Annotated in this window: 13 protein-coding genes; 4 read left to right on the top strand and 9 right to left on the bottom strand. The window is 53.1% G+C overall.

Features of this window, described 5'->3' with window-relative positions:
• Positions 1–30 precede the first annotated feature (30 nt).
• The 6 genes from BN3772_RS09280 to lonB form a co-directional block, all read right to left on the bottom strand.
• Positions 31–813, bottom strand: a complete 783-nt coding sequence (locus BN3772_RS09280; RefSeq protein ID WP_042199041.1) for a tyrosine-protein phosphatase — start codon at positions 811–813, stop codon at positions 31–33.
• 102 nt (positions 814–915) lie between these two features.
• The gene (locus BN3772_RS09275) at positions 916–1,503 is read right to left on the bottom strand and encodes a hypothetical protein (protein ID WP_042199040.1); all 588 of its coding nucleotides are present in this window, start codon (positions 1,501–1,503) and stop codon (positions 916–918) included.
• A gap of 208 nt (positions 1,504–1,711) precedes the next feature.
• Positions 1,712–2,404 carry a ribosome biogenesis GTP-binding protein YihA/YsxC gene (gene yihA, locus BN3772_RS09270; RefSeq protein WP_042199039.1) on the bottom strand — a complete coding sequence of 231 codons (693 nt, stop codon included), beginning with the start codon at positions 2,402–2,404 and terminating at the stop codon, positions 1,712–1,714.
• Positions 2,405–2,418: 14 nt separating this feature from the next.
• Positions 2,419–4,782: an endopeptidase La gene (gene lon / locus BN3772_RS09265; RefSeq protein WP_042199038.1), complete on the bottom strand. Its 2,364-nt coding sequence runs from the start codon at positions 4,780–4,782 to the stop codon at positions 2,419–2,421.
• 180 nt (positions 4,783–4,962) lie between these two features.
• A complete protein-coding gene (locus BN3772_RS30585) occupies positions 4,963–5,118 on the bottom strand; it encodes a hypothetical protein (RefSeq protein WP_156131185.1) in 156 nt (51 codons plus the stop codon).
• A gap of 377 nt (positions 5,119–5,495) precedes the next feature.
• Positions 5,496–7,202 (bottom strand): ATP-dependent protease LonB, encoded by a 1,707-nt coding sequence (lonB, locus tag BN3772_RS09260; protein WP_042179907.1) that lies wholly within the window; start codon positions 7,200–7,202, stop codon positions 5,496–5,498.
• A gap of 170 nt (positions 7,203–7,372) precedes the next feature.
• On the opposite strand from lonB, the gene BN3772_RS09255 reads away from it, so the two are divergent.
• The 4 genes from BN3772_RS09255 to BN3772_RS09240 are packed head-to-tail and all read left to right on the top strand — an operon-like array spanning position 7,373 to position 11,457.
• Complete coding sequence (locus tag BN3772_RS09255; protein ID WP_042199037.1) at positions 7,373–8,836, top strand: spore germination protein; 1,464 nt, start codon at positions 7,373–7,375, stop codon at positions 8,834–8,836.
• Between the two features lie 27 nt (positions 8,837–8,863).
• On the top strand, positions 8,864–10,072 hold the full coding sequence (locus BN3772_RS09250; RefSeq protein WP_042199036.1) for a Ger(x)C family spore germination protein: 1,209 nt from the start codon (positions 8,864–8,866) through the stop codon (positions 10,070–10,072).
• Positions 10,069–10,281 (top strand): hypothetical protein, encoded by a 213-nt coding sequence (locus BN3772_RS09245; RefSeq protein WP_042199035.1) that lies wholly within the window; start codon positions 10,069–10,071, stop codon positions 10,279–10,281. Before BN3772_RS09250 ends, BN3772_RS09245 begins: the two co-directional genes overlap by 4 nt.
• Positions 10,282–10,311: 30 nt before the next feature.
• Positions 10,312–11,457, top strand: coding sequence for a GerAB/ArcD/ProY family transporter (locus tag BN3772_RS09240; protein WP_042199034.1), 1,146 nt, complete (start codon positions 10,312–10,314; stop codon positions 11,455–11,457).
• 94 nt (positions 11,458–11,551) lie between these two features.
• Here BN3772_RS09240 and ispG read toward each other — a convergent pair whose 3' ends face one another.
• The 3 genes from ispG to clpP all read right to left on the bottom strand — a co-directional run bounded on the left by ispG (position 11,552) and on the right by clpP (position 14,661).
• The gene (gene ispG / locus BN3772_RS09235; protein ID WP_042199033.1) at positions 11,552–12,685 is read right to left on the bottom strand and encodes a flavodoxin-dependent (E)-4-hydroxy-3-methylbut-2-enyl-diphosphate synthase; all 1,134 of its coding nucleotides are present in this window, start codon (positions 12,683–12,685) and stop codon (positions 11,552–11,554) included.
• A gap of 115 nt (positions 12,686–12,800) precedes the next feature.
• Positions 12,801–14,057, bottom strand: a complete 1,257-nt coding sequence (gene clpX, locus BN3772_RS09230) for an ATP-dependent protease ATP-binding subunit ClpX (RefSeq protein WP_042179926.1) — start codon at positions 14,055–14,057, stop codon at positions 12,801–12,803.
• 13 nt (positions 14,058–14,070) lie between these two features.
• Complete coding sequence (clpP, locus tag BN3772_RS09225; RefSeq protein WP_042179928.1) at positions 14,071–14,661, bottom strand: ATP-dependent Clp endopeptidase proteolytic subunit ClpP; 591 nt, start codon at positions 14,659–14,661, stop codon at positions 14,071–14,073.
• Positions 14,662–14,965 lie beyond the last annotated feature (304 nt).

The raw sequence follows: 14,965 nt of genomic DNA, 5'->3' as shown, positions 1-14,965 counted from the left end.
AAACAATTCTACCATCATTCCACAGACAGGTCACCCTTTACGAGAAAAAAATCCGAACATTCTATGAAGCTTCTTGCCTGAATTGCTGTAATTAGCTCGAATTAGCTCTTCGTTGCCGATGATTTTCTGCGAATTTTGGCGGAAATTGTCGTAAGCCACAGAACCCAGTTCCTTCTCAATTACCTTGTAAGCTTCACTAAGTCCAAACGGACGATGACTGTTATCGTGTGCATCCGATGCGACAACATGAACGGCGTTTCTCCGGCACAGGTCGATAGACAGCTTCTGCAGCTTGCTTCCAAAGGTTCCGGCCAGACTCTGGGCAGTGACCTGACCCACTGCTCCCAGCTCTATCAATCTCTCAAGCTTGGAAGGATTACTGGCAACCTCAGCATTACGCTCCGGATGGGCGATGACCGGAACGAAGCCCTGGATGACCAGCTCGTGGCACGTCTCCTCCATTGTTCGGGGCACACGTGAAGAAGGCATTTCCAGCAGAATATATCTCGTATTCGCGAGCGTAAGAAGTTCACCCTGCTCCAGATCATTCAGGAGTTCCCCGTAGACACGGATCTCCTGACCGGGAAGTACAAGCAGCGGAAGTCCAGCCTGCCGGATTCTGTCATTCAGCAGCTCCACCGCTTGTCCGATAGCCGGGGCGGGGTTCATATATACTCCATTCGCGTGATGCGGTGTTGCGACTACAGTGGAAATACCGTCCTGTACAGCATCCTGAGCCATGGAGAGGGCCGCTTCCCAGTCGGCAGCACCGTCATCCATAAAAGGCAAAATGTGGCTATGAATATCTATCATATACTTTTTATCGGTCCTTTTCCAGTTCTATTGTATAGTTTCTCAAAAAAATACAACCATTTCACTAGGAAATGATTGCTAGTTATGTGATCTTATTGTAGACTATGCCTCCAGATAAAACAAACTTCGGGCTATCGACGCGAGCTCCCTATCGATATCGTGAAGCTCCTCTGCCGAGCATTCTGCGTTGCGCACATCCAGCAATTGGTCAGCCTTGCCGCGCAGCACAGCAATCTCCCGCTCAACAGCCTCCGATTTATATACAGTCATTATCTCTGACAGGGAATGCTTGTGCTGATAGATCAGCTTGCTGCCGGAAGCCGTCAATTCTGAAATCCGGCGTACCGAGCCGCGTTCATAGTAATATACCATGGTGAAACCTTCATAGATTCTGTTAATAGTACCCGAGCCTTTATAGGTAATAAACAGCTTACGGATCGCATTGTTAAGATGCGGATTAACGACACGGCAGGATAGCGTACACCAGTAAATTCCCCGTCTATTCGCTACCGTGAAGCGTACTTCCTCTCCCCCGGTTTCCTCCAGAACAATCACCTGTTCACCGCCCCCGACTACTTTGACACGGTGGCTGATATAGCAGGTGTCAGCTGTAAGCAGAAACTGGTTCATCTGAAATTCTGTCATCTGCAGAGTCGCATTTACATATTCTGTAGCCAATCGCTGAGCCATAACCATCCCTCTATTCTTTGTAACAGCCTCTACAATGATTATACATGGATGAATGCGGGTTATCTCTTGAGCGGGAACAGACTGTATGCCGATAAAACATCTTATCCTTAGAGAATTCAGGATGAGCCGGAGGTATTGTATGTATTCCTCACTATTAGGTGAGGATTGCGCACGGATGCTTGCTTTTACACACTAAATGGTCATAGATCTAGGATTCCGCTTCTCCATCAGCTAGCGGACTCTGCCCGGCGGTTACATCCTCCGGCCCATTCTGCTCCAGCGTCTCTTCTGTCTCTTCTGCCTCTTCCGCTGCTTCATGTCTGCTGTAATCCTCAATAAGTGCCCACAGCTCCTCACGGCCAAGTCCCAGCTCCGATGAGAACGGGATGAAGTTATCTCCCGGCAATACGCCGAGTTCCTGCTTCATGATCTTGATGTGCTTCGGCCAGCGTGTCTTGGGAATCTTGTCAGCCTTGGTTGCTACCACACAGAGCGGCAGATCATAATGCTTGAGCCAGTCGAACATCATTTTATCGTTGCCTGTCGGCGGATGGCGCAGATCCACTACAAGCAGGATAAGCTTCAGCGTGTCACGCTCTTCCATGTATTTCTCAACCATTTTGCCCCAAGAGGCCCGCTGTGTCTTAGATACCTTGGCATAACCGTATCCCGGGAAATCGACAAAATACATATCCTGATTCACCCGGTAATAGTTCATATGCTGTGTCTTACCCGGTGTAGAACTGGTTCGGGCAAGATTCTTGCGGTTAATCATCCGGTTGATGAGTGAAGACTTTCCGACGTTGGAGCGCCCTGCCAGAGCAATCTCCGGCAAGGCGTCCGTCGGGTACTGATCAGGACCAACGGCGCTGATAATAAATTCGGCGTTATTAACTTTCAAATCGAACTTCCTTTCTAATGCACACTACTCGGCGCTTTACTGCTGATAGCTCCCTGCCCGTCTACTAGCGCATGCTGGAGCACCTGATCCATATGGGATACCGGGATGAACTCCACATCGTTACGTACGCTCTCCGGAATATCCTTAAGATCGCGTTCGTTGTCCTTAGGGAGCAGGATTTTGGTATAGCCTGCCCGGTGGGCGGCAAGTGATTTCTCTTTGAGCCCGCCGATTGGCAGGACACGTCCGCGCAGGGTAATCTCTCCCGTCATCGCTACATCCTTGGAGACATAACGTTTGGTGAGTGCAGAGATCAGCGCGGTAGCAAGGGTAATCCCGGCAGACGGGCCATCCTTCGGTATCGCACCTTCAGGTATATGAATGTGGATATCGTTCTTCTCATGGAAGTCCGGAGCAAGACCCAGCTCCTCTGCCTTGGAACGGGTGTAGCTGAAGGCAGCCTGTGCTGATTCCTTCATAACATCTCCCAGCTTCCCGGTCAGCGTCAGCTTCCCTGTACCCTGAACAACCGTTACTTCAATCAGCAGCGTATCGCCGCCGACCTCGGTCCAGGCCAGCCCGGTTACAGTGCCGATCTGGTCCTCCAGCTCAGCCATTCCATAGCGGTACTTGGATTCACCCAGATAATCCTTAACCTCAGCAGGCAGGATAGTGACCTGCTCCTTCTCACTGGATACAATCTGCTTCGCAGCCTTACGGCATAGCGCAGCGATCTGCTGCTCCAGATTACGCACGCCGGATTCTCGGGTGTATTCACGGACAATCTTAAGCAGCGTATCGTCTTCAATCATAAGCTGTCCTTCATCAAGCCCGTGGTTCTTACGCTGCTTCGGCAGCAGGTAGCGGCTGGCAATCTGCAGCTTCTCAAGCTCCGTGTAACCGGGAATATACAGCATTTCCATCCGGTCGAGCAGCGGACGCGGGATGTTGTGCACAGCATTCGCAGTGGTCACGAACATCACGTTAGACAGATCGAACGGCAGCTCTACAAAATGGTCGCTGAACGTATTATTCTGTTCCGGGTCCAATACTTCAAGCAGGGCAGCTGACGGATCGCCGCGGAAGTCAGAAGCCATCTTGTCGATTTCGTCCAGCAGGAAGACCGGATTGATGCTTCCCGCTGTCTTCATTCCCTGGATGATCCGGCCCGGCATCGCACCGACATAGGTGCGGCGGTGGCCGCGGATCTCTGCTTCATCACGCACGCCGCCCAGCGAGATACGGACGAACTTACGGTTCAGCGAGCGGGCGATAGAGCGGGCCAGCGAGGTTTTACCGACACCCGGAGGGCCAACAAGGCATAGAATCGGCCCCTTCAGCTGTTTGACCAGCTTCTGCACAGCCAGGTATTCCAGGACGCGTTCCTTCGGCTTCTCCAGGCCATAGTGATCGGCGTCGAGCACCTGTTCCGCTTTTTGAATATCCAGGTCATCTTCGGTCTCTTCACTCCAAGGCAGACCAAGCAGCCAATCTACATAGTTGCGGATGACGCTGCCTTCAGCCGAGCTTGCCGGCATTTTCTCCAGACGGTCAATTTCCTTCTCAATCTTCTCCTGTACCCGCTCCGGCAGGTTCTTCTCCTGCATCAGCGAGCGCAGCTCTTCGGCTTCCCCGGCCCGGCCTTCCTTCTCACCGAGCTCCTTCTGGATCGCCTTCATCTGCTCACGCAGATAATATTCCTTCTGGGTCTTCTCCATCTGCTTCTTCACGCGCTGGTTGATCTTACGCTCCAGTTCCAGCACTTCACGCTCATTATTGAGAATGTCGAGCAGCTTCTCCAGGCGTTTGCTGACATCGATGGTCTCCAGAATCTCCTGCTTATCCTTGATCTTCAGCGCCAGGTGGCTTGTAATGACGTCAGCCAGACGCCCCGGCTCTTCAATATCGGATACGGCAGCCAGCGTCTCTGGCGTGACCTTCTTCGATAAGGTGATGTAATGCTCGAACTGGCTAAGCACCGTACGCATTAAGGCATCGCTCTCCTGATCGACATCCTCCTGCTCCGGCAGCTCACGCGCCATAACCTCGTAGAACTCCTCATTGTCTGTATAATGAATAATCTCGGCCCTCTCCACTCCCTCCACCAGCACACGGATGGTGCCGTTCGGAAGCTTCAGCATCTGCCGCACATTGGCGACCGTACCGACCCGAAAAATATCTTCTTGTCCAGGCTCCTCAATATTCACTTCCGATTGGGAGCAGAGGAGAATCAGGTTATCTTCAACCATAGCTTTTTCCAGTGCACGAACGGACTTCTCACGACCTACGTCAAGGTGCAGAACCATGCTAGGATACACAAGAAGACCTCTAAGCGGCAATAAAGGAAAACGACGGCCTTTGGATTTGTTGGGCATCATCGCTTTCGCACCTCCCATGGTTCTCAAGTTATGTCATATACATCATTTTAACAAATACATGTTGAAAACACCAACTGGCGGCACATAAAGCATCCGTTTCATTTCAGCAGCTGACAAACATTATTTATTATCCGTGTTTCTCTTATAGAATATGTTCGGGCAGCAAAATAAAAAGACGCCTCACGGCGTCCGGCTCAATCTATAGGATCTGTATGAATGCTCGCGGGCTTTCAACAGCAGCTCTTCTCTTTTGGCTGGGACGAGGCAATCGGCATAAAGAGTTTCATAATACCCGGCCAGAAATTCGTTCCATTTGCGTCTCCATTCGTGTAGCATGAGAATCCCCCTTTGCTGGATTGTTGTATAGCTTATTACCCAAATGTATGATGAATTAAGCGAAAGTAGTACAGCCCGCGCAAAAAGCCGGAGATGGTTCCTCCGGCATTTGGGCAGCTGTTATGTATGTATGTTCTATCCGAGAATATTGGCTTTAACGGGCAGCAGTAAGGAAAGAAGGAACAGCAGAATAATCAGGAGAGCAACAATATATTTTCTATGTACAGGCTTAATCCTCATAACGTACTCCTATTCAATAGTTTACAGCACCTTTATATAATACCTGCAATTTACCAAATATGTATGTAAAATTTGTTACTTTACTACACAAATGAGGCTGCCTCCCCGAGGCAGCCTCATCCTATGATTAACTTCTGCTACGCCTGCGCACTATCTCCGGCAGCATCCGCCTTCAACAAAGAAGGCGAGGAGAACGTCTCGCCTGACACCGCCGGCAGGCGGATGTCGGCGGTACCTGCGCCGAACAGGTGCCGGAACACCTCATCCACTGTGTCCACTGGGATGACCTGGAGCGGGGCGACATCGGCGAACAAGGACTGCCAGTTGTCCTTGGGAATGAAGACGGTAGTGGCGCCGGCCTGGAAGGCGGCTTCGACCTTGGCAATGACGCCGCCGACCGGCTTCACGCGGCCGTGGATGCCGATCTCGCCGGTGATGGCGACGGTGTTATCCACCGGCAGCCGGCGGATAGCCGAGACGATGGCGACGGCCATCGCCACTCCGGCGGACGGCCCGTCAATCGGCGTACCGCCGGGGAAGTTCACGTGCAGGTCGAAGCGGTCCGGCTCCAGGTTCATCATGCGCAGCACGGTGAGGACATTCTCGACTGAGCCCTTGGCCATGCTCTTGCGGCGGATCGTCCGCGAGCCGCCGCCAATCTCTTCTTCATCGACTACCCCCGTGATGTTCAGCCGGCCCTGGCCGTTATTCGCCGGTGCGGCGGAGACTTCAATCTCAAGCAGGGTACCCATGCCCGGCCCGTAGACCGCAAGCCCGTTGACGAGCCCGATCTGCGGCGAGGACGGGATCTTGCGTTCGGTGCGCAGCGGCAGCTGGCTGCTCCCTGCCACCCATTCCACCTCAGCCGCGCTTAGCGTATCCCGCTGCTCGGTGAGCGCAAGCCCTGCGGCCAGCTGGATCATGTTCACCGCTTCACGGCCGTTAGTGGCGTACTGCTGGACTACAGCTACTGCTTCCGGACTCGGCTTCAGGCCGATCTTCTGGATTGCATCCCTGGCGATAACCTCAATCTCTTCAGGCAGCAGCGGACGGAAATAGATCTCCATGCAGCGTGATCGCAGCGCCGGGGAGAGCTCGTCCGGTGAGCGGGTGGTGGCTCCGACCAGCCGGAAATCGGCTGGCAGGCCATTCTGAAAAATATCATGGATATAAGCAGGCGTATTGCTGTCCTCGGAGTTATAATACGCACTCTCCAGCAGCACCTTGCGGTCCTCCAGCACCTTGAGCAGCTTATTCATCTGAATCGGGTGCAGCTCCCCGATCTCATCGAGGAACAGAATGCCCCCGTGCGCCTTCGTCACCGCACCCGGCTTCGGCTGCGGCACACCGGCAATTCCCATCGCCCCGGCCCCCTGATAGATCGGGTCATGCACCGAGCCGATCAGCGGATCGGCAATCCCCCGCTCATCGAAACGTGCTGTTGTCGCGTCAATCTCCGTGAACTTCGCATCATTCTTAAACGGAGACAGCGGATTCTTCTTTGCTTCCTCCATTACGACACGGGCAGCAGCCGTCTTGCCGACTCCCGGAGGCCCGTAAATAATAACGTGCTGGGGATTGGCGCTGCATAGCGCCGCCTTGAGCGCACGCAGCCCGTCCTTCTGTCCGACGATATCTCCGATAGCGGCGGGACGCGTTTTTTCCGAGAGCGGCTTGGTCAGGGAGATCATCCGCATTTTGCGCAGCTTATCCAGCTCCTTGCGTGACTCCCGGTCCACCGCGGTTTTGTTTGTCTTTTGTCCACGCAGCAGATTCCAAAAATAAACGCCGATAACCAGCGCAAAAAAGAGCTGCACGATCATCAGCAATATCCCAAGTTGCATAGGTCATCCTCCTGTTTCCTTCAGTCTATCTGTTCGGCCCTTTTGGCTACTACTAGGTAGTATAGCCGTTTCGCACATTCGTAAACGCCGCCGGAGGGATTCGCGCTGCACTATTTTTTGCATACTACTATATTCAAGCGGAAATACTGAGCGGACAGGAGGAGATGGAAATGACTGAGAAGCATGATCCGCAGAAGCGCCGGGAGCAGCTGCCCGGTTCACTGGCGCTTTTTTTGGAGGAGATGCGCAGCCGGCTGGGGAACAGTACGGATATTATCTACCGCTTGCTGGCCCTGGGGCCTTTCTCTGCCGCCGTTGTTTTCATAGAGGGAATGGCCGAGCCCCAGGCGCTTATTGAGGCGCTGCACCGGGATCTGCCGCTGTATGCGGAGATCGGCGGCGCGGACCCCCGCGCTGGACTGCAGCTGTTACAAGAACGGACGATCACGCTCGGCAAGGTAGGGGAAGTCCGGTCTCTGGAGGAGATCGAAGCGGAAATTCTCAGCGGAAACACCGTTCTGTATATAGAAAAAGCTGCAGTAGCCCTGTCCGTCGGAACCGAAAATCTGAAGCAGCGCGCCGTAGAGGACGCCACCTCCCAGTCCGTCGTCAGAGGTCCGCGCGAGGGCTTCACGGAATCGCTGCGCGAGAATACCGCCTTAGTCCGCAGACGGGTCAAGAATCCGCAGCTGCGCATTGAGGAGCGGAGGATGGGAGCGTCCACCCGGACCTCCGTATCCGTCATGTATATGGAAGACAGGGTGGACATGACGGCGCTGGAGGAGCTAAGACGCAGGCTGAATGCCGCTAAGCTCGACAGTGTGCTGGAGAGCAATTATATCGAGGAGATGATCCAGGATAAGCGCTACAGCCCATTCCCCACGGTCTACAATACCGAACGGCCGGATGTCATCGCTTCTGCCCTGCTGGAGGGGCGGATCGCCATTCTCGTGGACGGGACGCCGTTTGTACTGATCGTGCCGGCTCTGCTCGTCCAGTTTTTCCAGTCGAGTGAGGACTATTACCAGCGCAGTGATTTCGCCAGTCTGGTCCGGATGCTCCGTTATCTCTGCTTCCTGCTCGCCCTGCTGACACCGTCATTCTACATCGCGATTACCACCTTCCATCAGGAGATGATCCCCACCAGCCTGCTGATCAGCCTGATCGGCCAGCGTGAGGGCATTCCGTTTCCGGCTTTTCTGGAGGCCTTCATTATGGAGGTTACCTTCGAAATCCTGCGCGAAGCAGGCATCCGGCTGCCAAAGTCAATCGGCCAATCCGTATCTATTGTCGGAACGCTGGTTATCGGCCAGGCGGCCGTGGATGCCGGTCTGGTCTCTGCGGCCATGGTCATCGTTGTCGCAATTACGGCGATTGCGAACTTTGCGCTGCCGGCGTTCAATGTCGGGATTTCTGTACGGATGCTGCGGTTTGTGCTGATGGCGATCGCCGCTTCGTTCGGCCTGTACGGTATGGTGATTGCGCTGATTATCCTGGCACTGCATCTCTGCACCCTGGAGTCGCTGGGCGTTCCTTACATGAGCTCTTTCGCCCCGCTGCGCCGGGGAGCACAGAAGGACACTCTGCTCAGGCTGTCACAGCGGATGATGAAGCGGTATTTTGGCCAGAGCTGATTACTGCCGGAAGGGGGGAACTGTCTTTTGTATACAAAATCACTTCGCTGCATCCTGCTGCTCATCAGCTTAACTCTAATCAGCGGCTGCTGGAGCCGTAAGGAGCTCAATGATCTGGCTATCGTTATGGCACTCGGCGTGGATCTCGACAAGGACGGCTACGCGGTCTCTGCACAGGTAATGAACCCCGGCCAGGCCGGCAGCCTGTCCGGCGGCTCTAACGGAAGTCTGCCGGTTGTTACCTATAAGGCTAAAGGGACCACCATACCAGAAGCCCTGCAGCGCATGCTCAGCACAACTCCGCGCAACCTCTATCTGGCCCATGTCCGCGTGCTGGTCTTCGGTGAAGCATTCGCGAGACAGGGGGTGGGCGATGCCGTCGATTACATTACCCGCAATCATGAGCTGCGCACGGATTTCTTCCTGCTGGTAGCCAAGCATTCCGATGCGTCAACGATACTGGATGTCATCACACCCTTTGAGCAGATCCCGGCCAACTCCCTCTATTCTTCGATCCTGGTCGCTCACAAAAACTGGGCAGGCACGGGAAAAGTAACCCTTCAGCAGTTCATCGTCGAGCTGGAGCGCGGCGGCTCCAATCCGATCATGTCCGGCATACAGCTTCAGGGCGACACTTCCGAGCATGGCTCGGTCAAAAACGTGCAGAGCGTCATCCCCAAATCGCTGATTAAGCAGGCCGGCATCGCCGTGTTCAAAAAAGACAAGCTGATCGGCTGGCTGGGCGAAGCCCCGAGTAAAACCGTCAATTACGTGCTGAATGAGGTGGAATCGACGCAGGGCAGTATCACCTGTCCGGACGGCGGAGTGGCCGGGTTCATCATCACCAATGCCAAGAGCAGGATTAAGATTTCCCTTAACGAAAAGGACGAGCCTGAATTCACTATTCATCTAAAAGCGGAAGCCAATCTCACCGCGCTGAACAGCAGTCTTGATCTTAGTCAGACGGCCAGCATCCGGGAGCTGGAACAGCGGCTCGAAGCAAAGTTCAATAATCTGATGGCTGCCAATATCAGGCAGGTTCAGGAGAAGTATGACTCTGATATTTATGGACTCGGCGAGGAGCTGCACAGGCAATATCCGAAGCTATGGCGCAGCTACCGTAAGCACTGGGATGAAATCTTTCGGACTGTCAAAGTAAGCGTCCAATCGGACGTAGCCATCCGGCGGATCGGCTCGGTCGTGCAGCCGCAGCAAAAGGAGATGGAGCAGAAATGAGCTGGGGCCTCTTTTTATTAATTTCCCTGATTCTGGTGCCGGTGTTCGAAACACCGCAATTAATCAAGCTTCGTTCACCGCGGGATCTGCTGGTTTTTTTCGGGATATGGGCTGTTGCATTGGCGTCTACTATCGGGGTTATGGCCGGACTGCCGCAATGGAGGGTACTGGACTGGGCCCGCAGCTTCATCCAGCTCTTTCCGGGCTGATTGATTAACAGTAGAGGGGAGGCGATCCAGATGAAGCGGACAACCGGTATCAGCGCACTTCAGTTCTTCATTTTGACTTTTGGCCTGACCATTGGCACGTCCATCCTGGTCACCCCCAGCGGTATGGCCCATATCGCCAGGGAGGATGCCTGGATTGCCTCTTTAATCAGCATGCTGATTAATCTGCTGATGGTTATACTGTATATCGCCCTTGCCAGGCTCTACCCCGGACAGACCTTGTATGAGATTCTGGAGTCTGTCACCGGAAAATGGCCCGGCAAGCTGCTGACGCTGGCTTATCTGTTCTACTTCATTTCACTGATTGGCACTCTGCTCGGTAATCTCGGCTTCTTCGTCTCCGGTGAGGTCATGCCGGAAACGCCGCCGGAGGTAGTGCAGATTATTTTCCTGATCGCTGCTATCATCAGCGCCCGCAAAGGCATCATTATTCTAGCCCGGGTCGGGGAGCTGTTCTTCCCGTGGGTAGTGGTACTGCTGCTCGTCCTGGTACTGGCTCTGATTCCGCAGATTGAATGGAACTACATCAAACCGGTGCTTGAGGATGGCTGGATGCCGGTGCTGCATGCCGGACTGCAGTCCTCTATTTTTCAGGAGGTAATCGTGCTGATGGTCTTTCTTCCGCTGGTCAGGCAGAATAAGCCCCGTGAGCGTGCCTATCTCCTCGGAATCGCTGCAGGGGATCTGGTCCTCAGTGCCATTGTACTGCTTAGTGTACTCGTGCTTGGCATTGAACAGACGGAGAACAGCACATTTCCCGCGTATGCCCTGGCTAAGACCATCAACATCGGCAACACTCTGCAGCGTGTAGAAGGAATGCTGATTACGATCTGGATACTAACCTATTTCATTAAAATCTCTGTCCTGTTCCTGTCCATGCTCCAGGGGCTGCGCAGCATATTCGGGCTGAAGCGGCAGAATCATCTGATCTATCCGTTATCCGCACTGTTCATTATCATTGCCTGGAATACATATATCAACACCGTTTACGTCAATGACATCATCGCGACGGTGTGGATGAAATTCGCGTCTCTTTTCCTGCTTGTAATACCGGCTATCCTCTATGTCACTGCCCTGGTGCGGGTGAAGCTGCTGAAGCAGAAGAGGCCGGAACCTTCATCAGGAAGCAGGCAGCAGGAAAGCCACAAAACCCCTTAATTTCCGGAGCTGCCGGAATCTAAGGGGTTTTGTTAGATTAGCGTATTGTTAGATGAGTACATTATCGCGGGAACGGGTTCCCGGTCCTGCCAGCTTAGGCATTACCCGGCTGCACAGCCGGAGCCAGATTGGCATGCTTACGGCCCGGAATTTCGCCCGTGCGTTCGAAATGCTCCACGATGACATCGATTTCCTTCTTCAGCTCAGACACCAGCTCCGCTTCCGGAACCTTACGGATCATCTGGCCGTAGCGGAACAGCAATCCTTCACCGCGGGCGCCGGCAATCCCGATGTCCGCTTCACGTGCTTCTCCGGGACCGTTAACGGCACAGCCTAATACAGATACCTTGATAGGCACCTTAAGTTTGGAGATGTACTCTTCCACTTCGTTGGCAATGGAGAAGAGATCGATATCCAGACGTCCGCAGGTCGGGCAGGAGATCAGTGTAGCCGCATTGGAGATCAGGCCGAAGGTCTTGAGCAGCTCACGCGCTACCTTAACCTCTTCAACCGGGTCTGCACTAAGCGAGATACGCACAGTACTGCCGATCCCCATGGAGAGCAGCGCACCGATACCCGCTGAGCTCTTCACCGTTCCGGCGAACAGCGTGCCGGATTCAGTTATTCCAAGATGGAGCGGATAAGGAATGACTTCTGCCGCCTTGCGGTAAGCCTCAATTGCCATCGGCACATCCGAAGCCTTCAGCGAGACGATGATATCATGGAAATCCAGTTCTTCGAGAATCCCGATATGGTACAGGGCACTTTCGACCATCGCTTCCGGTGTCGGATAACCGTATTTCTCCAGAAGATGAGTCTCCAGGGAACCGGCGTTAACCCCGATGCGAATCGGAATGCCTTTATCCTTACAGGCTTTGACTACCGCTTCTACCTTGTCACGGCGGCCGATATTGCCGGGATTGATCCGCACCTTGTCGATGCCGTTCTCAATTGCCAGCAGCGCCAGCTTATGGTTGAAATGAATATCAGCCACGAGCGGAATATGAATCTGCTTCTTGATCTCTTTGATCGCCGCAGCCGCTTCTTCATTGTTGACAGTTACGCGTACGATCTGGCAGCCCGCTTCTTCCAGACGCAGAATTTCAGCCACTGTAGCTTCTACGTCAGCGGTTTTGGTCGTACACATGCTTTGAATCGCAACCTCGTTACTACCCCCGATGATAACTCCGCCGACATTAACGGGCCGGGTCTGGTGTCTCAAATACATGGTTTCTCTCTCCCCCATAACGATCAAAGCTCCACCCCTCCCGCTCCGCGGTGAAGCGGGATAAGCGGAAAACGGTGGAGGCTGTGATTGTGATTATTTGTAAGGACAACGCGGCTTAGGCGCTTTCCTCTTTCTTTTTGTCTTTCTTAATGCCCAGCTCAGGCAGCGCCTTCTCCTGGACTACCTGCTCCGTTATCACGCAGTCTTTGATATCATCGCGTGACGGAACCTCGTACATCACATCAAGCATAATGCTCTCAATGATGGCACGCAGACCGCGGGCACCGGTGTTGCGTTTGATCGCTTCCTTGGCAATCGCTTCAAGGGCCTGCGGCTCAAACTTCAGCGCCACGTTATCCATCTCCAGCAGCTTAATGTACTGCTTGGTCAGTGCATTCTTCGGTTCGGACAGAATGCGTACCAAGGTCGTTTCATCAAGCGGCTCCAGTGTAGAGATAACCGGCAGGCGGCCGACAAACTCAGGGATGAGACCGAATTTCAGCAGATCCTCAGGCAATACCATGGACAGGTATTCACCGGCTTTCAGATCCTTCTGGCCTTCAGCACCTGCATTAAAGCCGATAACCTTCTTACCGATACGGCGTTTGATCATCTGCTCCAGTCCGTCAAAAGCACCGCCTACGATGAACAGAATGTTCGTCGTGTCGATCTGAATAAATTCCTGATGAGGGTGCTTACGTCCGCCTTGCGGAGGAACCGAAGCGACTGTACCTTCCAGAATTTTCAGCAGCGCCTGCTGTACACCTTCACCGGAAACGTCGCGTGTAATCGACGGGTTCTCGGATTTACGGGCTACCTTATCAATTTCGTCAATATAGATAATGCCGCGTTCAGCCTTCTCAACATCATAATCTGCAGCCTGGATCAGCTTAAGCAGAATATTCTCAACATCCTCGCCCACATAGCCCGCTTCCGTCAGTGAAGTGGCATCTGCAATGGCAAATGGCACGTTGATGATCTTCGCCATCGTCTGGGCCAGCAGGGTCTTACCGGAACCGGTCGGACCGAGAAGCAGGATGTTACTCTTGGTCAGCTCAACATCCTCAATCTTGCTCTGGCTGTTAACACGCTTGTAGTGGTTGTATACGGCAACGGAGAGCGATTTCTTCGCCTGCTCCTGGCCGATTACATACTGGTCAAGAATGTCGCGGATCTCCTTCGGCTTCGGAATATCCTTCAGATCCAGCTCTTCCTCATGGCCGAGCTCTTCCTCCACGATCTCCGTGCACAGCTCGATGCATTCATCGCATATATAAACGCCAGGTCCTGCTACAAGCTTACGGACCTGCTCCTGTGATTTACCGCAAAAGGAGCATTTCAGCTGCCCTTTTTCATCATTGAACTTAAACATCTTACCACCCCTTTTAAGATATGATCGGTGAAGAGAGTACCTGGTCAATAAGCCCGTATTCCTTCGCTTCTTCCGCGCTCATGAAGTTATCGCGGTCCGTATCCCGTTCGATTTTATCAAGGGGTTGACCTGTGCGATCCACATAAATCTGATTCAGCTTCTGTTTCGTCTTAAGAATCCAGTCTGTATGAATCCAGATATCGGATGCCTGCCCCTGAACACCGCCGAGCGGCTGATGAATCATAACCTCGCTGTTGGTCAGTGCATATCTCTTGCCCGGCGCTCCGGCTGTAAGCAGCAGGGAACCCATACTGGCTGCCATCCCGACGCAAATGGTTGAAACATCCGGTTTGATATATTGCATCGTATCATATATACCCATGCCGGCTGTTACAGAACCACCGGGAGAGTTGATGTACAGGTGTATGTCTTTTTCCGGGTCATCCGCAGCCAGAAACAGCAGCTGGGCAATGACCAGATTGGCAACATCATCGTCAATCGCATTGCTCAGGAAGATAATGCGGTCCTTAAGCAACCGGGAATAAATATCGTATGAGCGTTCACCACGACTTGTTGATTCCACAACCATAGGTACCAGACTCATGCCACCAACCTCTTTTCTCTATACAGATTATTCTTTCCGTTTCAGAAATAGTTTAACACGTTCGCAGCGGGATGTCATTTTTTCACTTTTCTATCAGAAGCGGCTTAGCCGTCCGCTCAGAAACATCAACTTGTGCTGTGTAAAAGAGACGGTTTATTTAATATGCACAGCATATAAATGCTTCTCATTTGTAAAAAAGGAATATCCCGCGTGCCTGCCATTATAGCGCACTTCCTGGCAGAATGCCAATTGCACCTTCCGGTTATGTACACACAAACGTACGGCTCCCGATAAAAAATAAGGC

The sequence above is a fragment of the Paenibacillus camerounensis genome, assembly GCF_000723885.1.
Lineage (GTDB): Bacteria > Bacillota > Bacilli > Paenibacillales > Paenibacillaceae > Paenibacillus_AQ > Paenibacillus_AQ camerounensis.
Note: the sequence above shows the minus strand (reverse complement) of the source record. Positions and strands in the feature narration are given on the sequence as shown.